The organism is Halomonas sp. YLB-10, assembly GCF_003856855.1.
GTDB classification, from domain to species: domain Bacteria; phylum Pseudomonadota; class Gammaproteobacteria; order Pseudomonadales; family Halomonadaceae; genus Halomonas; species Halomonas litopenaei.
Genome location: NZ_RRCU01000006.1, coordinates 344,505 through 362,169 on the forward strand (window position 1 = coordinate 344,505; position 17,665 = coordinate 362,169).

15 protein-coding genes are annotated in these 17,665 nt (G+C 63.9%); 11 read left to right on the top strand and 4 right to left on the bottom strand.

Going from position 1 to position 17,665, the window contains the following annotated elements; all coding sequences use genetic code 11:
- Nucleotides 1-142: 142 nt before the first annotated feature.
- The 5 genes from metH (at nucleotide 143) to EBB56_RS15450 (ending at nucleotide 8,981) form a co-directional block, all read left to right on the top strand.
- Complete coding sequence (gene metH / locus EBB56_RS15430) at nucleotides 143-3,844, top strand: methionine synthase (protein ID WP_124804744.1); 3,702 nt, start codon at nucleotides 143-145, stop codon at nucleotides 3,842-3,844.
- Nucleotides 3,844-5,259 carry an MATE family efflux transporter gene (locus EBB56_RS15435; protein ID WP_185696458.1) on the top strand — a complete coding sequence of 472 codons (1,416 nt, stop codon included), beginning with the start codon at nucleotides 3,844-3,846 and terminating at the stop codon, nucleotides 5,257-5,259. Before metH ends, EBB56_RS15435 begins: the two co-directional genes overlap by 1 nt.
- 140 nt (nucleotides 5,260-5,399) lie before the next feature.
- The gene (locus EBB56_RS15440) at nucleotides 5,400-7,052 is read left to right on the top strand and encodes a nitrite/sulfite reductase (RefSeq protein ID WP_124804745.1); all 1,653 of its coding nucleotides are present in this window, start codon (nucleotides 5,400-5,402) and stop codon (nucleotides 7,050-7,052) included.
- On the top strand, nucleotides 7,045-7,587 hold the full coding sequence (locus EBB56_RS15445) for a DUF934 domain-containing protein (protein ID WP_124804746.1): 543 nt from the start codon (nucleotides 7,045-7,047) through the stop codon (nucleotides 7,585-7,587). Before EBB56_RS15440 ends, EBB56_RS15445 begins: the two co-directional genes overlap by 8 nt.
- Before the next feature lie 560 nt (nucleotides 7,588-8,147).
- Nucleotides 8,148-8,981, top strand: a complete 834-nt coding sequence (locus EBB56_RS15450) for an AraC family transcriptional regulator (RefSeq protein WP_185696459.1) — start codon at nucleotides 8,148-8,150, stop codon at nucleotides 8,979-8,981.
- 57 nt (nucleotides 8,982-9,038) lie between these two features.
- Here EBB56_RS15450 and EBB56_RS15455 read toward each other — a convergent pair whose 3' ends face one another.
- A complete protein-coding gene (locus EBB56_RS15455) occupies nucleotides 9,039-9,485 on the bottom strand; it encodes a hypothetical protein (protein ID WP_124804748.1) in 447 nt (148 codons plus the stop codon).
- A gap of 244 nt (nucleotides 9,486-9,729) precedes the next feature.
- Nucleotides 9,730-10,347: a DNA endonuclease SmrA gene (gene smrA / locus EBB56_RS15460; protein WP_124804749.1), complete on the bottom strand. Its 618-nt coding sequence runs from the start codon at nucleotides 10,345-10,347 to the stop codon at nucleotides 9,730-9,732.
- A gap of 168 nt (nucleotides 10,348-10,515) precedes the next feature.
- Between smrA and EBB56_RS15465 the strand changes: the two genes are divergently transcribed.
- The 5 genes from EBB56_RS15465 to EBB56_RS15485 all read left to right on the top strand — a co-directional run bounded on the left by EBB56_RS15465 (nucleotide 10,516) and on the right by EBB56_RS15485 (nucleotide 13,092).
- Entirely contained in the window at nucleotides 10,516-10,947 is a 432-nt protein-coding gene (locus EBB56_RS15465) for a gamma-glutamylcyclotransferase family protein (RefSeq protein WP_124804750.1), read from the top strand.
- Between the two features lie 81 nt (nucleotides 10,948-11,028).
- Nucleotides 11,029-11,379, top strand: a complete 351-nt coding sequence (locus EBB56_RS15470) for an arsenate reductase family protein (protein WP_124804751.1) — start codon at nucleotides 11,029-11,031, stop codon at nucleotides 11,377-11,379.
- Nucleotides 11,380-11,450: 71 nt separating this feature from the next.
- The gene (gene wrbA, locus EBB56_RS15475) at nucleotides 11,451-12,071 is read left to right on the top strand and encodes an NAD(P)H:quinone oxidoreductase (RefSeq protein ID WP_045992200.1); all 621 of its coding nucleotides are present in this window, start codon (nucleotides 11,451-11,453) and stop codon (nucleotides 12,069-12,071) included.
- Entirely contained in the window at nucleotides 12,068-12,472 is a 405-nt protein-coding gene (locus EBB56_RS15480) for a DUF2069 domain-containing protein (protein ID WP_045992201.1), read from the top strand. The genes wrbA and EBB56_RS15480 overlap by 4 nt, the downstream gene beginning before the upstream one ends.
- Before the next feature lie 131 nt (nucleotides 12,473-12,603).
- Nucleotides 12,604-13,092 carry a cytochrome c gene (locus EBB56_RS15485; protein ID WP_185696460.1) on the top strand — a complete coding sequence of 163 codons (489 nt, stop codon included), beginning with the start codon at nucleotides 12,604-12,606 and terminating at the stop codon, nucleotides 13,090-13,092.
- A 12-nt stretch (nucleotides 13,093-13,104) separates the two neighbouring features.
- On the opposite strand, the gene EBB56_RS15490 is transcribed toward EBB56_RS15485, so the two are convergent.
- Nucleotides 13,105-13,932 carry a cytochrome b/b6 domain-containing protein gene (locus EBB56_RS15490; RefSeq protein ID WP_124804753.1) on the bottom strand — a complete coding sequence of 276 codons (828 nt, stop codon included), beginning with the start codon at nucleotides 13,930-13,932 and terminating at the stop codon, nucleotides 13,105-13,107.
- A 264-nt stretch (nucleotides 13,933-14,196) separates the two neighbouring features.
- Here EBB56_RS15490 and pdxH point away from each other — a divergent pair, with 264 nt between their 5' ends.
- Nucleotides 14,197-14,838, top strand: coding sequence for a pyridoxamine 5'-phosphate oxidase (gene pdxH, locus EBB56_RS15495; protein ID WP_108133409.1), 642 nt, complete (start codon nucleotides 14,197-14,199; stop codon nucleotides 14,836-14,838).
- A 78-nt stretch (nucleotides 14,839-14,916) separates the two neighbouring features.
- Here the strand turns inward: pdxH and EBB56_RS15500 are convergent, their stop codons facing one another.
- A complete protein-coding gene (locus EBB56_RS15500) occupies nucleotides 14,917-17,664 on the bottom strand; it encodes a bifunctional acetate--CoA ligase family protein/GNAT family N-acetyltransferase (RefSeq protein WP_124804754.1) in 2,748 nt (915 codons plus the stop codon).
- Between the last annotated feature and the right edge of the window lies 1 nt (nucleotide 17,665).

Here is a 17,665-nt window from a genome sequence, read left to right on the forward strand (position 1 = left end):
GGCCCCTTCGACCGACTCCCGAGACATCGCCGTGTATTCCGGCATGCACATGGGGGTCCTGCCGCGTGGACACAAGCGCTGGCCCATAAAAATTTTATCGTTCGTCGACCTGACAAGCGTCTAGCTGGAGACACACCCGCCCATGGCCGTAGCAGCACCGACCCCTCAGACAGCCCGCCTCATCGATAGCCTGAAAGACCGCATTCTGATGCTGGATGGCGGCATGGGCACGATGTTGCAGAATGCGGCCTTGAGCGAGGAAGACTTCCGCGGCGAGCGCTTCAAGGACTGGCCGTCGGACCTCAAGGGCAACAACGATCTGCTGGCCCTGACCTGCCCGGATCTGGTGGCGCGCATCCATCGCGACTATCTGCTGGCGGGTGCCGACATCCTCGAGACCAATACCTTCAACTCGACTCGCCTGTCCCAGTCGGACTACGGCATGGAGGAGCTGGTCCCGGAGCTCAATCGCGAAGCCGCTCGGCTGGCCCGCCAGGTGTGCGACGACGTCGGCGAAGAGACCGGGGTGCCCCGCTACGTGGCCGGGGTGCTTGGCCCTACCTCGCGCACCGCCTCGCTGTCGCCGGACGTCAATGACCCGGCCAAGCGCAACGTGACCTTCGATGCCCTGCGTGACAACTACCGCGAGGCAGCCCTGGCACTGATCGAAGGCGGCTCCGATCTGATCATGATCGAGACCATCTTCGACACCCTGAACGCCAAGGCGGCGATCTACGCCCTCGAAGAGATCTTCGACGAGACCGGCGAGCGCCTGCCGGTAATGATCTCCGGCACCATTACCGACGCCTCCGGGCGCACCCTGTCGGGCCAGACCACCGAGGCCTTCTGGAATTCGGTGCGCCACGCCCAGCCGCTGACCGTGGGCCTCAACTGTGCCCTCGGCGCAGAGGAGCTGCGCCCCTACGTCGAGGAGCTGTCGACCAAGGCCGACACCTTCGTCTCGGCTCACCCCAACGCGGGTCTGCCCAACGAGTTTGGCGAGTACGACCAGACCCCCGAGGAGATGGCCGAGATCGTCGCCGAGTTCGCGCGCAGTGGCCTGGTCAACATCATCGGTGGCTGCTGTGGCTCCACCCCCGAGCATATCGCCGCCATCCACCGCGCGATCAAGGACCTGCCCCCGCGCCAGATTCCAGACCGCAGCAGAGCCTGCCGTCTGTCTGGCCTGGAGCCATTCAACATCGAGCACGATTCGCTGTTCGTCAACGTCGGGGAACGTACCAACGTCACAGGCTCTGCTCGCTTCAAGCGACTGATCAAGGAAGAGGACTACACCACCGCCCTGGAGGTGGCGCTCGAGCAGGTCGAGAACGGCGCCCAGGTGATCGACATCAACATGGACGAGGGGATGCTCGAGTCCCAGGAAGCCATGGTGCGCTTTCTCAATCTGATCGCCGGTGAGCCGGACATCGCGCGGGTGCCGATCATGGTCGACTCCTCCAAGTGGGAGATCATCGAGGCCGGCCTCAAGTGCATCCAGGGCAAGGCGGTGGTCAACTCGATCTCGCTCAAGGAAGGTGAAGAGGCCTTCCGCCACCAGGCTACCGAGTGCCGCCGTCATGGCGCCGCAGTGGTGGTGATGGCCTTCGACGAGTCCGGCCAGGCGGACACCTTCGCGCGCAAGACCGAAATCTGCCAGCGCGCCTACCGGGTGCTGGTGGACGATATCGGCTTCCCCGCCGAAGACATCATCTTCGACCCCAACATCTTTGCCATCGCCACCGGCATCGACGAGCACAACAACTACGCGGTGGACTTCATCGAGGCCACCCGCTGGATTCGCGAACACCTGCCCCACGCCATGGTGTCGGGCGGCGTTTCCAACGTGTCCTTCTCGTTTCGCGGCAACAATCCGGTGCGCGAGGCGATCCACTCGGTATTTCTCTACCACGCGATTCGCGCAGGGCTCACCATGGGCATCGTCAACGCCGGCCAGCTGGCGGTCTATGACGACCTGCCGGAAGAGCTGCGCGAAGCCGTCGAGGATGTGGTTCTCAATCGCCGTGATGACAGCACCGAGCGGCTGCTCGATATCGCCGACAAGTACAAGGGCGACGGCTCCGGCGGTGAGAAGAAGGAGGACCTCGAGTGGCGTAGCTGGGAGGTCGAGAAGCGCATCGAGCATGCTCTGGTCAAGGGCATCACCGCCTACATCGAGGATGACACCGAACTGGCCCGCCAGCGCGCGACTCGCCCCATCGAGGTGATCGAGAGGCCGCTGATGGATGGCATGAACGTAGTCGGCGACCTGTTCGGTGCCGGCAAGATGTTCCTGCCCCAGGTGGTCAAGTCGGCGCGGGTGATGAAGCAGGCGGTGGCCTACCTGATCCCCTACATCGAGGCGGAAAAGAGCGAAGACACCCAGGCCAAGGGCAAGATCGTCATGGCCACGGTCAAGGGCGACGTCCACGACATCGGCAAGAACATCGTCGGCGTGGTGCTCCAGTGCAACAACTACGAGGTGATCGACCTCGGCGTGATGGTGCCTGCCGACAAGATCCTCAAGACCGCCCGGGAAGAGAACGCCGACATCATCGGCCTGTCGGGGCTTATTACCCCTTCGCTTGACGAGATGGTCCACGTGGCCAAGGAGATGCAGCGCCAGGGCTTCGAGCTGCCGCTGCTGATCGGCGGCGCCACCACCTCCAAGGCGCATACCGCGGTCAAGATCGAACCCCAGTACGAACAGCCGGTGATCTATGTGACCGACGCCTCACGTGCCGTGGGCGTGGCCGGCAAGCTGCTGTCACCGGGGCTGAAAGAGGCCTACGTCAACGAGATTCGAGACGAGTACGTCAAGGTCCGCGAGCGCAACGCCAAGCGCCGCCCCAAGGCCGCCGACCTGTCCTACGCCGATGCCCGGGCGCGCAAGCCGGCGCTGGACTGGCAGGGGTATACCCCGCCGGCGCCGACCTTTACCGGTCTCAAGGTGTTCGAGGACTACGACCTCAACGAACTGGTCGATCGTATCGACTGGACGCCCTTCTTCATGAGCTGGGAGCTGGTCGGCAAGTATCCGAAGATCCTCGACGACAAGGTGGTCGGCGAAGCCGCACGCCAACTGTTCGACGAGGCCCAGGTGATGCTGCGCAAGTTGATCGATGAGCGCCTGATTCAGGCGCGCGGGGTCATCGGCCTGTGGCCCGCCAACAGCGTCGATGACGACGTCATCGAAGTCTATTCAGACGAGACCCGCGGCGAGGTGATCGAGCGTCTGCACCATATTCGCCAGCAGACCACCAAGAACCGAGAGGGAGTTTGCTACAGCCTGGCCGACTTCATCGCCCCGAAGGACAGCGGCAAGCCGGACTGGATCGGGGGCTTCGCGGTCACCGCCGGTCACGGCGTCGAGGAGCTGTCTGCGGCCTACAAGGCCAAGGGCGACGACTACAACGCCATCATGGTGCAGGCGCTGGCCGATCGCCTGGCCGAGGCCTTCGCCGAACTGATCCATGAACGGGTGCGCAAGGAGTTCTGGGCCTACGTACCCGAGGAACAGCTCGACAATGAGGCGTTGATTGCCGAGAAGTACCAGGGCATCCGCCCTGCCCCCGGCTACCCCGCCTGCCCTGACCACACCGAGAAGGCGACGCTGTTCCGCATGCTCGACGCCGAGGCCAGCACCGGACTCGAACTGACCGAGAGCTTTGCCATGTGGCCGGCGGCGGCGGTGTCCGGCTGGTACTTCTCCCACCCGCAGTCGAAGTACTTTGCCACCGGCAAGATTACCCGGGATCAGGTCGAGGCCCTGGCCAGTCGCAAGGGCATGGAGCTGGACGTCATGGAACGCTGGCTGTCGCCGGTACTGTCCTACGACGCCTGATGCGTTCCCTGCAACAACAGGCCCTGCTGCCCGACCTGACGCGCTGGCGTCTGATCCTGCGCCTGGCGCTGCCGATCATGGCCGGCATGTTGAGCCAGAGCCTGATGAACCTGGTCGATGCCGCCCTGGTGGGCCGGCTCGGCGAGACCGAGCTGGCCGCCGCCGGCATCGGCGGCTACGCCATGTTCATGGTCACCGCCTGCCTGTTCGGGCTGTCGTCGGGGGTTCAGGCCCAGGTAGCGCGGCGCCATGGCGAACGCCATCAGACGCCCGTTGCCTCGGCGGCCGCCGAGCTTGGCGTTGAGCTGCGCCACGATCCACGCGGGGAGCCGCTGGCGGCGGGACTTACCCTGGCCGTCATGATCGGCCTGCCGTTGATGGTTCTGTGTCTGTGGCAGGCCGGTCCGATCATGGCCTGGCTCAACGACGATCCGCTGGTGACGTCGATGGCGGTGGACTACTTTCGCTGGCGTCTGATCGCGCTGCTGCCGGTGGCGATGATCTTCTGCTACCGAGGCTACTGGAACGGCATCCAGCAGACCGGCCTGTACCTGCGGATCATGCTGGTAATGCATCTGGTCAACCTGCTGGCCAGCATCGGCCTGATCTTCGGCTACTGGGGCCTGCCCGCCATGGGCGTCAGCGGTGCCGGGCTCGGCAGCAGCCTGTCGCTGTTTGCCGGTGTCGCCATCTGGGCCTGGTTGAGCCATACGCCTGGCCATCGCGGCACTCGTCACAGGCCGTGTCATTCGCCTTGGCGACTCGGCGGCAGCACCATGGCCACCACCCTGAAGCTGGCCACGCCGCACTCCTTTCAGCAGCTTTGGTTCGCCGCCGGCTACGCCGTGCTGTTCTGGATCCTCGGCCAGGTCGACACCGCCAGCGTGGCGGTGGGCCATGTGCTGGTTAACTTATCGCTGTTGCTGATTCTGCCCGGCGTGGGCCTCGGCATGGCAGCGATGAGCCTGGTCGGCGAGGCGCTGGGGCGCGAGTCGCCGGAAAGGGCCCACCGCTGGGGCTGGGAGGTGGTGCACATGGCCTGGTTGCTGCTCGCTGCCCTGTCCCTGCCCATGGCGTTGATGCCGGAAGCCGTGCTGGGCCTGTTTCTGCATAACCCCGAACTGATCGCCCTGGGCGTCGATCCGCTGCGCCTGACCGCGCTGATGATCGTGCTCGACGCCGCCGCCCTGGTGTTCACCCAGACATTGCTCGGCGCCGGCGCCAACCGTACGGTGATGCAGCTGACCTTGACCGGTCAGTGGCTGGTCTTCCTGCCGCTGGCCTGGTGGTTCGGCGTGCATGAAGGCTTCGGCCTGGCCGGCATCTGGTGGTGTCAGCTAGGCTACCGCGCGCTCAACTCGCTGTGCTTTGCGGTGATCTGGCAACGCCGCCGCTGGCAGAGTCTGAAGGTGTAGCGCCCCGCACGACGCCTATCAACACCTTTTAATTACCTTTTGCACCCAAACTATGACTATTTATTCTTTTATAGCATAATGGCGTGCAGGTAGAGTAACCCGCAACGTCCCGTCATTCCCTGGCTGCAGGAACGCGCTGAATGTATCGCTACGACAACCATGATCAGACCCTGGTCGACGAACGCGTCGCACATTTCCGCGACCAGATGCGTCGCTACCTCGAAGGCAAGATCAGCGAGGAAGAATTCCTCCCGATCCGGGTGCAGAACGGTCTGTACGTACAGCGTTACGCGCCCATGCTTCGCATCGCCATCCCCTATGGCATGCTGGCCTCCTACCAGCTGCGCAAGCTCGGTGAGCTGGCCGCCCGCTATGACCGCGGCTACGGCCACTTCACCACCCGTACCAATCTTCAGTTGAACTGGCCGAAGCTCGAGGACGTGCCCGAAATGCTCGCACAGCTCGCCAGCGTGCAGATGCACTCGATCCAGACCAGCGGCAACGATATCCGCAACACCACCACCGACCAGTTCGCCGGCATCGCCGCCGATGAAGAAGTGGATCCGCGTCCCTGGTGTGAGCTGATTCGTCAGTGGTCGACCTTCCACCCGGAGTTCTACTACCTGCCGCGCAAGTTCAAGATCGCCGTGACCGGCGCCGCCGAGGATCGTGCCGCCATTCAGGTCCACGACATCGGTCTGCGTCTGTGGCGCAACGACGCCGGCGACGTCCGCGTGAAGGTGCTGGTCGGTGGCGGTCTCGGCCGTACTCCGATGATCGGCGAGACCATCTGCGAGGACCTGCCCTGGCAGCACCTGCTGACCTACCTCGAGGCAGTGCTGCGGGTCTACAACCAGTTCGGTCGCCGCGACAACAAGTTCAAGGCGCGCATCAAGATCCTGACCAAGGCACTCGGCATCGACGAGATGCGTCGGCGCGTCGAGGAAGAATGGGCCCACCTCAAGGACGGCGCCCAGACCCTCAATCAGCAGGCCATCGACGACATGGCGGCGCACTTCGTCGATCCGCCCCGTCGCAAGGTGGATGACGCCGCCATCGAGGCCTTCGAGGCGTTGCGTCGGGACAACCGGGCCTTCGCCCGCTTCGTCACCAACAACGTCACCGACCACAAGGTGCCGGGCTACAAGGCCGTCACCCTGTCACTCAAGCGCAGTGGTCACTCGCCGGGTGACGTCACCTCCGAGCAGATGGCCCAGATCGCCGACCTGGCCGATGAATACAGCTTCGGCGAGCTGCGGGTGACCCACGAGCAGAATCTGGTGCTGTCCGACGTGGCCGTCGACCGCATCGAGGAACTGTGGCACAAGCTCGAGGAGCTGCGCCTGGCCAACCCCACCGTGGGCACCCTGGCGGACCTTATCTGCTGCCCTGGCGGCGACTACTGCGCCCTGGCCAACGCCAAGTCCATTCCGGTGGCCCAGGCGATCCAGGAGCGCTTCGACAGCCTCGACTTCCTCTACGACCTTGGCCCGCTGGATCTCAACATTTCCGGCTGCATGAACGCCTGCGGTCATCACCACGTCGGCCACATCGGCATTCTCGGCGTGGACAAGAAAGGCGAGGAGTATTACCAGATATCCCTCGGCGGCAGTCAGGGCAACGAATCCTCGCTGGGCAAGATACTCGGCCCCTCCTTCTTCCGCGAAGATGTGCCGGAGGTCATCGACAAGGTGCTGCAGGTGTATGTTGGCGCCCGCGAAGCCGACGAAACCTTCATCGACACCTATCGCCGCATCGGTCTGAAACCCTTCAAGGAGCACGTTTATGCCTGAGCAGACGCCGCAACGCCCGCTTATCAAGGAACGCCGCCTGGTGGAAGACGCCTGGGTGCTCCAGTCTGACGTCGATGACGAGGGTGCAAACCCCGTCAAGCCCATGACCATCGTCCGCCTGGACGTCTGGCTGGCCGCCGAGCGTCGCGACGACCTGGCGCCCTGGCTGCCCAGCGACACCCAGCTCGATGAGGACACCGTCGCCGCACTCAGAGACGCGCCGCTGGTCGCCATCGACTTTCCCAAATTTACCGACGGCCGCGGCTATTCGCTGGCCCGGGTACTCAGGGAGCGTCACGGTTTCAAGGGCGAGATCCGTGCCGTGGGCGACGTACTGATCGACCAGTTGTCCTATATGGCGCGCTGTGGCTTCGACGCCTTTTCGCTGCGCGAAGACCAGGTCGTGGAAGACGCCCTGGCTTCGCTCACGGTGTTCTCGCGCCACTACCAGGTGTCCGTCGACAACCCGGAGCCGATGTTCCTGCGCCGTCAGCGCGAGGCGCGTGAACGCCAGCGGGAAACTGCCGTCGCCTGACCCTATCCGGGTTGGACAGCTTGCCTGGTTCGACCGACCTCCTGCCAGGCAAGCAGGAAGCATCACCATCAACAATGCCGCGATCTCCGGCGCCATCGCCCCAGTGGTGACAGGCTGGCGCCAGCAGGAATCGCGGCATTGTCGTGTCTGGTGGAAGGGGCACCAGCAGATGGGATATCGATGTGCCGCGCTTTATACCCGTTCATGCCCATCCATGCTTATTCATGCACAATATGTAAGCCATAGATCCTGAAAGACGAGCCAATCTCATCTTTTTCTCAGGCATTGGAGGTAGCTCGCCACTGGCCGCCGAACCAGTTGGCGTAGTGATCTATGCTGAACAAGCGCTGCTCGAACGCGCAACAGATGATGATCACGCACCCCAGACCTTGTTCAGGCTCCTTATGTCCAGCGAAGCGCCATCCCCCCTGGCGGCCTTTCAGCGTCACTCGACGATGGTGGTTGCACCAGAGTTACGCTTTGACTACTGGCGCAGTCTTCATCCCTCCATAGCGCTCGACCTTCCCCAGGGCCGCCATGCCGGCGACTATCGAGCCTGCGTGATCAGTGCTTCAAGCGCTGGTGGTGCCGTCCTTGGCTGGTGTACCAACGACGACACCGCTGCTCACTTTGCCCAGGACAATGGCAACTGTGTGCTGGTCAGTCTGACGCTTGCCGGGGAGGCGCGCCTGCGGCAAGGCCCTGACCGACGACTTCGTGTCACCAGCCAGAGCGGCCTGGTGGTGCTGGATAGCTGCCAGCCACTTTCCAGCCTCGCCATGCGACATTCGATGCTGTACCTGATGATTCCTCGAGATCAGGTCCACGCCAAGGCGCCCGGTGCGCTTACGCTGGCCGGGTCGAGCCCTTTCTCCCTGCCCGACAACGCCATGACACGCATGCTCACGGCCCATCTGCTGGGTGTCATCAAGGAGCGAGAGGCCTTCGCTGGGGAGGCTCTGGAGTGCGCGCTAGATACCGCCTGCGACATGAGCCTGGTGGCGCTGGCACAGTTGAAAGGGCCGCTGTCGCTCGAGTGGGAGGCGACCCAGCGCGAAAGCCTGATGAATGCCGCCTGTCGTTATATCGAACTGCACGCCGGTGAGCCTCGGTTGAACGTCGACAGCATCGCTCACGCCTTGGGCTGCTCCCGTGCCGGGCTCTACCGCGCCTTTGCGGCCCATCCAGAGAGCGTGGCCGAGACCCTCAGGCGAACCCGGCTGGAACAGGCAAGGGCCAGACTCAAGACCCGCCATCCGCCCAGCATCGATCAGCTGTCGTACCACTGCGGCTACCTTAACGCCGCCAGCTTCACCCGTGCCTTCAGGCGTCAATACGGTGCCAGCCCCCAGGACTGGCACCGAGAGTGGTGCGAGCGTCAGTTGCTGCTCTGATGTCTGGTGACATCAATGTCCTTGTCTGTCGTCTCCGCCCCCGATGCCAGAGGTCGACTAGCCAAGCTCTTCGAGCAGATGGGCCCGGGCATCCTCCAGAGGCTCGATGACGTGAAGCGTGTAGAAAGACAGCAGCAAGGCCCGCTCTTGCTCGTCAAGCGGTCGAGAGCTCCCCTGGTCGCCCAGCGCCAGCCGCTGCTGACACCTTGTCGCCGTTTCACTCGCCTGCTCGACTAGTGCCATGGCGCGATCACGCAGATGATCCAGCTTTTGCTGGTCATGGTCGGTGAATACCGGGCCGAAGTCCTGAATCCGCCGGTTCGCCCGGTCCAGCCGGCGCAGCAATGGCATCAGCTCATCGCAGTGCCAGTAGGGGTGCCCCAAGGTAGGTATCGAGTGATGCTTGAACCACTGCCAGTGGTCGTGAAGTTCCGCGATGATCATGTAGCCCCCTGCCAACTGAATGACGTCGTAAGGCCACTGCACCGGCAGTGGATGACTCATCAAGTCGCTCCCCACCTTGCCGTGACCCTGCCAGCGCATTGCTTGCCACTATCGCGCTATAGGAACCCTAGTCGCGGCAGCCAGTGCAGACTGTTCCAACTTGATGCCGATTGTCTCGATGGCGTCCTTGGCGAGGCCACGCAAGCGATACGGCGCCATCTGCAGGATGGCGCCGGGTGGAAAGGAGTAACAAGAGGATCGATGCAGGAAAGCGGCCGGGAAGCCGCAACAGGCTTCGCCAGGTCTATCCGCGACGCTTCTGCTGGCGTTCACGGTTCGCCGCGCGGGCACGCTCGCTCTTCCTGAGCATCACCCAGGTGGCGCCGAGTCCACCGTCAGCCTCCTGAGCAGACACGAACGCCTGGACCTCGTCGAGGGCGGGTAGCCACTTGGCCAGACAGGAGCGCAGCACATTGGCGGCGCCATCGATCTCGCGGCTGCGTCCATGGACGATCAACACCGAGCGCAGATCCGCCGCGTAGGCGTCGCGGATGAACTGGGGCAGACTCCCCCGGCATTCATGCAACGGGCGCCGCAGCAGGTGAAGACTGGCCTGCACCGGATACCCGCCCTGCCGCAGGCGCTCGACCACCCCGGTCTGAATGCCATCGCGGCGATATTCCAGCGGATCGAAGGGAGGCACCAGGTCGACGAAGTCGTCACTGAGCCCGTCAAGCCCGTCGTCTCCACTCAGGGCATGACGGCGCCTGGCCATCTGTGATTCGGTTGGCGCGCCTCGGCGACGGCCGGCATCGGCGCGATTGTTGGCCTGGCGCAGTGGTTGGACGTCCCCCATCATGGCCTTGAAGTCCACATCATCATGGGCACCATCAAAAGACTCGGCGCGGAGAAATTCGCTCATGGGGCACCTCCTCGTCTTGGCGGGAATCTTTATCCTAGCAAGGCCGGGACCGCCGCCGATAGAGGGAAACCTCGGTTCGACAAGCCGGCCGCCTGGTGAGAGGCTAGTCAAGCGAGACACGCCACCTTTCGATTTCCGGCACACACCGCTCATTTGTCACTGGTCCCCATGAACACCCTGACGCTCTGGCTTGCCCGCCTGCTCTGTCTTGTTGGCGCACTGATCATCGGCCTTTATGGCTGGTTCTGGTACACCTACCAGAGCCCCTATGGCTATACACCTCCGGCCGCCATGGAGCAGTCCGCTGACGGCCCCCACCCAGTCTTTGTCTACGGCACCCTGCGCTCCCCATGGGTGCGCTGGCTGGTGACCGGAGAAAGACTCGAGTCGACGCCCGCACTGCTCCCGGGGTATCGCCGAGAGGGGCTCGACCTGGAGGTCGATCGTGACGACCAGGTGGCCGGACAGCTACTGGCGGTGGATAGCGAGACCCTGGCCGAACTGGACCGCTACGAGCGTCTGGGCGTGCGCTACGAGCGCGTCAGGCTAACCCTCGCTCGCGGCGCTGAGGTCTGGGCCTATCGCCTTCTCGAGCAATGACCTGTCTTGGCGGCGCGTCGTTGTGGCCGGTCGCGCCGGCGATCTACAATAGCCGCCGATTCCCACTCGACCGGAGCTGTCATGGCTGCACTCACGCTATTGCATAACCCTCGCTGTTCGAAGTCCCGCGAAGCCCTTGCCCTGCTGGAGCAGGCCGGCGCCGAGGTCCAGGTCCGCCGCTACCTCGACGATCCCCTGGACGGTGAGGAATTGCGTGGCCTGATCGCCCGGCTGGACGGCAAGCTCAGCGACCTGGTGCGCGCCAACGAGACCGAATGGAAGAGCCTGGGCGCCGACCGTGAGGATGAATCCCGGGTGGTGGCTGCCATCCTGGCCCATCCTCGAATCCTCCAGCGCCCGATTCTCGACAACGGCGAGCGAGCGGTAATCGGCCGCCCGCCCGAGGCCATCACGTCACTGCTGGAGAGTTGAGGCCAGCCAGCCTCTTCGCCCGTTGCCTCGGGCTTTCGTCAACCCATAGGCTCTTGCCATAAGGAAAGTGCATGTCGGATCTGCCCTACGTTCTGGTCCTTTACTACTCCCGCCAGGGCGCCACCCGGGCGCTGGCCGAGCGCATCGCCGCCGGTGTCGAGTCTGTCGCCGGCGTCGATGCTCGCCTGCGTACCGTGGCTCCGGTGTCACCGACCTGTGAAGCGGTGGACCCGGAAATTCCCGCCGAAGGCGCTATCTACGCTGACCTCGACGATCTTCGCAACGCCAGTGGCCTGGCGCTCGGCAGCCCCACACGCTTCGGCAACATGGCGGCTCCTCTCAAGCACTTTCTCGACGGCACCAGCGAGCTGTGGCTGTCAGGAGCGCTGATCGACAAGCCCGCCACCGCCTTCACCTCCACCTCGAGCCTGCACGGCGGCCAGGAGACGACGCTGGTAACGATGCTGATGCCGCTGCTCCACCATGGCATGGTCTACGCCGGGCTGCCCTACAGCGAGACGGCCCTGACCCGCACCCAGGGCGGAGGCACCCCCTACGGCGTCAGCCACCTGGCTGGCGTTCGCAGCGATCGCCCGCTGGACGAACACGAGCGTGAGCTGGCCTTCGCCCAGGGCGCGCGCCTGGCGCGGCTGACGCTCGCTCTGGCTGACGCCCGCAAGGGGGCCTCATGAGAGCCTGGCTTGAGGGGGTAGAACAGCGGCGCGGGCTTGACCGCCTGACCCGACAGTCGCGCCAGCTGGTGCTGGTCGGCTTTGGCCTGCTGCTGGCAATGATGGTGTACCGCGGTATCGCGGTGGAAGCCGACGGCAATCGTTTCGGTCCGATGATCGCCTTCGTGCTGCCTCTTGTGCTGTTTCTGCCATCCATCCTGACCCGCCGTCCACGGGGCCATGCCTGGCTGGCCTTCGTCAGTCTGCTCTACTTCGCCCAGGGGGTGATGATCGCCACCCTGCCGGGACTCGGTCTGCGTGGCGTCGCTGAGGCACTGGTGGCGCTGGTGCTGTTTACCGGCTGCATGGGCTACGCACGCTTTCGCTCTCGTCAGATGCGACAGCACCAGGGCAATTCATAGCTCTTGTTCAGGCCGACCGTCATGCCCTTCTGGCGGCAGCCGCTCTCCTTGCTATCTTGAGAATGTCGTTGCATTCGCGACGCCATCCTCGACAACGCCCGGCCCATGTCGCCAGGCAAGGAGTAAGGACAATGACCGTGACCCCGTTGCATGCCCTCGTGACCGGACTTGGACTAACGTTGGCCAGCGCCTGTGCACTCGCCGAGGAACTCCCCGATGCCAGCGTCGAGATCGAAGACGCCATCGAATACCGTCAGGACGCGCTGGGCGTGATGGCCTGGCAGATCGGCCCGCTGGGCGCGATGGCCCAGGGCAAGCGCGACTTCGACGCCGACCTGTTTCTCGAGAAGGCGCGTCGCCTCGCCGCCGTGGCACCGCTACCCTGGGAAGGTTTCGTCAAGGGCTCACTGCAGGGAGACGACCATGGCGTCGAGACCGATGCCCTGGCGGACATCGCCGATGACTACGAAGACTTCGACCAGCGCTACCACACCCTGATCGAGGAAACCGCAAAACTCGCCGAGATGGCCGACGGTGGTGACCAGGATGCGCTGTTCAAGCAGGTGGCCACCGTCGGCAATACCTGCAAGGGGTGTCACGACAACTTCCGCGCCGAGTGACCCTTCGCCGCTTCACAAGCGCCCCCACAGCCACATCACACACCCCGTACTGAACAGGGCCAGCAGCGCCGCTCGTACCATCAGGGCCGAGCGGCCAGGCTCTACCCCTTTGCCGCTGCTTCCAAGTTGCCCCTGCTGCTGATCTGACGTCCGATCTAGCTCTTGATCTGACTGTTGCTCTGGTTGTTGGTGGGTCTCTGTGTCCGTCTCGGCCCAGTGCGCACCCCGCGGCAGCGTCTTGCGGCCGCTGAACATGGCGCCTACCAGTCGCTCGCCGAGGCAGCGATGGGCTAGCAGAGCCCCCAGGTGAAGCACGATCAGCGCCAGCAGCACATTCGCGTTGAGGTGATGAATCCACAGAGCCGTGTCGCTGACTGCTGCTGGCACGAGGGTATGCAGCGGCGCCTCGAAGAAGATGTCATCGGTGACAAAGAGCCCCGTCAGCGCCTGAATCGTCAGGCTCGTCAGCATCGCCAGCACCGCCCAGCCCCCCAGCGGATTGTGACCGGCAAAGATATCGGCACGTCGCTTCATCAGGTCTCTGGCATAGGACAGCGTTACCGAAGGAGAGCGCAGCCAGGAGCCGATGCGCGCGTGGTGATCGCCGACCAGCGCCCACCCCCAGCGAAACAGCAAAAGCCCAAGCGCTATCAGCCCAGCCCTGGCGTGCACGTTCTGCGGAAAGTCGAACAGGTCGGTCTCCACCTTCATGGTCAGAAATGAGAGTACAACGCAGGCCACCAGCCCCCAGTGGAATAGCCGGATGGCCAGGCTCCAGACACGCCGGCTACGCCCTGACGGCCTGTGCTCGGCGGCTGACGTTGACTCGACAGATGGCATGGTCGCTCCCCCTCGCTGATAAAGGCACCACGCCTGGCGCCAGTGACGATATACTCAAGATAGCCACTCCCTGTGGTGGCGCCTTGCCAAAGCGGTACTTGCTAAAGCTGTAGCAGCTGACATTCATCATGACTCGCGACGATGACGGTGGTGTTCCCGGCGACGCGGGGCGACATCTCGGACACAAGGTGCGATGATTTATCAATTGGACGACGGTACCCCTAGTGGCCGTCCTTTTTTTGTCTGATTCCACCGGAGATACCGATGACCCGTGATATTGCGGACATTCGACGTGACTATGAAGGCGGCAGCCTGGACGAAGGCCAGGTACCCAAGGATCCCTTCACCATGTTCGATGAGTGGTTCGCCCTGGCCCTGGATACCGATCCCCAGGATGCCAATGCCATGACCCTGTCGACCGTGGACAGCCAGGGCCTGCCCCACGCGCGGGTGGTGCTGCTCAAGGGGTTCGATCAAAACGGGATGGTCTTCTACACCAACTATCACAGCCACAAGGGTAGCGAACTGGCCAACGTCCCCCATGCGGCCCTGACCTTCTGGTGGCCCAAGCTGGCGCGCCAGGTGCGCATCGAGGGACGCACCGAGCAGGTCGCCGAGCAGGAGTCGGACGAGTATTTTGCAAGCCGTCCCCGCGGCAGCCAGCTCGGGGCCTGGATCGCCACCCAGAGCGTGGTCATCCCCGATCGCGACTGGATCGAGCAGCGCCAGCGGCGCTTCGAGAAGGCCTACGAAGGCCAGGATATCCCGCGCCCGGTGCACTGGGGCGGCTACCGCGTCGTCCCCGAAATGATCGAGTTCTGGCAAGGACAGCCCAGTCGCCTGCATGACCGGGTTCGCTACGGCCGCCGCGATGGCCACTGGGAAGTGGTGCGGCTGGCACCCTGAACGAATCATCCGACCGGCTCCCGCCTTGCAAGCACAGGCGGGAGGCCAGGCCGGCGGTCCTGGAATCGAACCGACCTGCTACTCCATCGGCCGTTCCAGGCGGTGGCGCTGCCAATCGTTGCCCGGCTCGTTGAGGCGCAGCACTGCGTCCACCACCTGCTCCTCCATGTTGAAGCTTTGTCGGAACCCGAGGTGCTTCATCAGTGCGCGCATGGGGTGATTGTCGATCATGATCTTGCCGACCATCTCCAGGGTGCCGACCCCCTTGCAGTAGCGGATCATCTTTTCCATCAGACGACTGCCGATACCGAGCCCCTGAAGGTCATCGCGGATGATGATCGAAAACTCGGTTCGGATATTGTCGGGATCGTTCCAGACCCGAACCACCCCCAGCATCTCCTTGCTGCCGTCTTCGCAAAGACGCTCGGCGATAAACGCCATCTGTCGGTCGTAGTTGATATGGGCCAGGCGCGACAGATCGCCCTGGCTTAAATCGGTCTTGTTGTGGAAGTAGCGAAAGCGGATGCTCTCCTCGGACAACTGCCCGTGGAAGTCGGTAATCAGCGGGGCATCTTCAGCCCGAATGGGCCTGAACTCGACGTCCCAGCCGTTTCTGAGCTTGACCCACTCCCTCAGTTCTTCGGGATAGGGCATGATCGCGAAGCGCGCCGGAGAACCGAGGTCCATGGCGAAGTCCACCGCCACCATGCCGTCTCGATTGAGCAGCAGCGGGTTGATCTCGAGACCACGCAGCCGAGGCAGGTCGGTGGCCATCTGCGACAGGGTGACCAGTAGTTGGCACAGCCTTTGTTCATCGCGCTCTGGATCACTCGAGTGTTCACGAATCAGCCGCGCGGCGTGGGTACGAGACACCATGTCTGCGGCCAGCGTCATGTTCAAGGGCGGCAGGGAGACCTGTCGATCCGCCAGGATATTGACCTTGTAGCCGCCGATGCCGAATAGGATCAGTGGTCCGAAGACCGGGTCCCGAGTGATGCCCGCACACAGCTGCATCGAATGCTTGCCCCGTTGCATGGGCTGGAGGCAGAACTCTCGCACGCGAAAGCCGGGAAATTTCTCTGAGACCTTCTCGCTGAGACGATCCACCGCCTCGGCCACGTCGCCGGGTCCGGCCAGATCCTGGACCAGCCCCGCCGACAGCTTGTGAGGATGTCGCCGGTAACGAAATGGCCGACTGTTGCCGTCGTGCACGATCTTGATCGCGAAGGGGCCCGTCAGCTCCCGGGCGGCCTCCTCGGCGGCCGGGGCACCGTCGGGATAGCGACTCTCCACCACTGGCAGGCCGTAGGCCTTGAGCACCTGGGCGGTCTCGCTATGGGTCAGGCTCTCGCGACCATCGGCGAGCACCTCGTCGATCAGCCGGTGGCAGCGCTCTCGCACCTCGGCCGAGGTCGAAAACGGCAGGCTCGGGGGCGTCTGCTGCAATAACGACTGGACCCGCTGATAGTCGACCATGTGCATGAAGGCCTTCACCGCCTTCTCCGGCGACAGATAGGTGGGTACACCCGCTTCGTGACACAGGTGACGAGCGCCGATCGCCTGTTCGAAGCCCATCCAGCTGGTCAACAAGTTACGCCGAAAGCGCTTGCGTTCACGGATCAGCGCCTCGGCGGTCGCCTTGGAAGGCGCCAGACGCGTCGGAGCATGGACCACCAGTACGGCGTCCACATTGGGGTCGGCGGCGACGATCTCCAACGCCGCCACGAAGCGTTCCGGGGTGGCGTAGCCCCCGAGATCCACCGGGTTTTCGCCGGGCTTGCTGATATCGAGGTCTCGCTCGCGCAGCGACGCCTGGGTAGCCTCCTCAAATTCGGCCAGACGACCTCCGGCGTTGATCAACTTGTCGATGGCCAGCATGGCCGGTCCCAGCCCGTTGGAGACGATCGCCAGACGGTCGCCCTTGAGTGGGCGCATCCGTGACAGTGTCTCCAGTGCGTCATACAGCTCGTCGGAATCGTTGACCCTTACCACGCCAGCCCGCGCGAAGGCCGCGTCGAAGACCCGATCACGGTGGGTGACGCCTGGTGTCGGTGGCAGGCCGCTGAGGTCGGCTTGGCTGGTCCTGCCACTCTTGATTGCCAGTACCAGCCGATTGCGCGACGCGTCACGCACGGCGGTCATGAAGTGCTGGGCGTCGTGGACCCGTTCAAGGTGCAACAGGATCGCCTGGGTGGGCGAGTTCTGGTTGATGTAGTCGATCAGGTCGGGAAGCATGACATCGACGCTTTCCCCCAGCGTCAGCAGGTGAGAAAAGCCGATCCCGCGCCCGGCCGCCCAGTCGATCATGGCGTTGGCCAGCATGCCCGACTGCCCCAGATACGCCACCTTGCCCCTGGGCACCGTATGACTGGAGTAGGACGCATTGAGCCGTCGTCCCGGCACGATCAAGCCCATGCACTCCGGCCCCAGGATTCGAATGCCGGAGGACCGGGCCGCATCGAGCATGCGCTGGCGGATCGACGACTTGCCGCCTTCGTCCTGTTCCAGCTGACTGCCACCGGACAGTACCAGGGCCGCTCGCACCCCGCGTTCACCCAGCCGGCTCAACAGTTTCGGCAGGGTCGAGACCGGCGAACACAGGATCGCCAGGTCCACCACCTCGGGAAGTTGAGAGGTGCGAGCGACGCACTCGACCCCGTGGACGCTGGCGTACCCCTTGGGGTTGACCGCCCACAGCTTGCCGCCGTAGCCGCCGTCAAGCAGATTGCGAATGACCTGCCCACCCGTGGACTCAGGCTTCTCGGAGGCACCCACCACGGCGATCGAGGCGGGATCGAAAAAGCGACGAAGAAACTGGGTGCTCACA

Coding starts and splice junctions, on each gene's coding strand:
- smrA (WP_124804749.1), bottom strand. CDS start 10,347: ATGAGCGAATTTCTCCGCGCCGAGTCTTTTGATGGTGCCCATGATGAT.
- EBB56_RS15440 (WP_124804745.1), top strand. CDS start 5,400: ATGTATCGCTACGACAACCATGATCAGACCCTGGTCGACGAACGCGTC.
- EBB56_RS15485 (WP_185696460.1), top strand. CDS start 12,604: ATGACCGTGACCCCGTTGCATGCCCTCGTGACCGGACTTGGACTAACG.
- metH (WP_124804744.1), top strand. CDS start 143: ATGGCCGTAGCAGCACCGACCCCTCAGACAGCCCGCCTCATCGATAGC.
- EBB56_RS15480 (WP_045992201.1), top strand. CDS start 12,068: ATGAGAGCCTGGCTTGAGGGGGTAGAACAGCGGCGCGGGCTTGACCGC.
- wrbA (WP_045992200.1), top strand. CDS start 11,451: ATGTCGGATCTGCCCTACGTTCTGGTCCTTTACTACTCCCGCCAGGGC.
- EBB56_RS15455 (WP_124804748.1), bottom strand. CDS start 9,485: ATGAGTCATCCACTGCCGGTGCAGTGGCCTTACGACGTCATTCAGTTG.
- EBB56_RS15465 (WP_124804750.1), top strand. CDS start 10,516: ATGAACACCCTGACGCTCTGGCTTGCCCGCCTGCTCTGTCTTGTTGGC.
- EBB56_RS15435 (WP_185696458.1), top strand. CDS start 3,844: ATGCGTTCCCTGCAACAACAGGCCCTGCTGCCCGACCTGACGCGCTGG.
- pdxH (WP_108133409.1), top strand. CDS start 14,197: ATGACCCGTGATATTGCGGACATTCGACGTGACTATGAAGGCGGCAGC.
- EBB56_RS15490 (WP_124804753.1), bottom strand. CDS start 13,932: ATGCCATCTGTCGAGTCAACGTCAGCCGCCGAGCACAGGCCGTCAGGG.
- EBB56_RS15445 (WP_124804746.1), top strand. CDS start 7,045: ATGCCTGAGCAGACGCCGCAACGCCCGCTTATCAAGGAACGCCGCCTG.
- EBB56_RS15470 (WP_124804751.1), top strand. CDS start 11,029: ATGGCTGCACTCACGCTATTGCATAACCCTCGCTGTTCGAAGTCCCGC.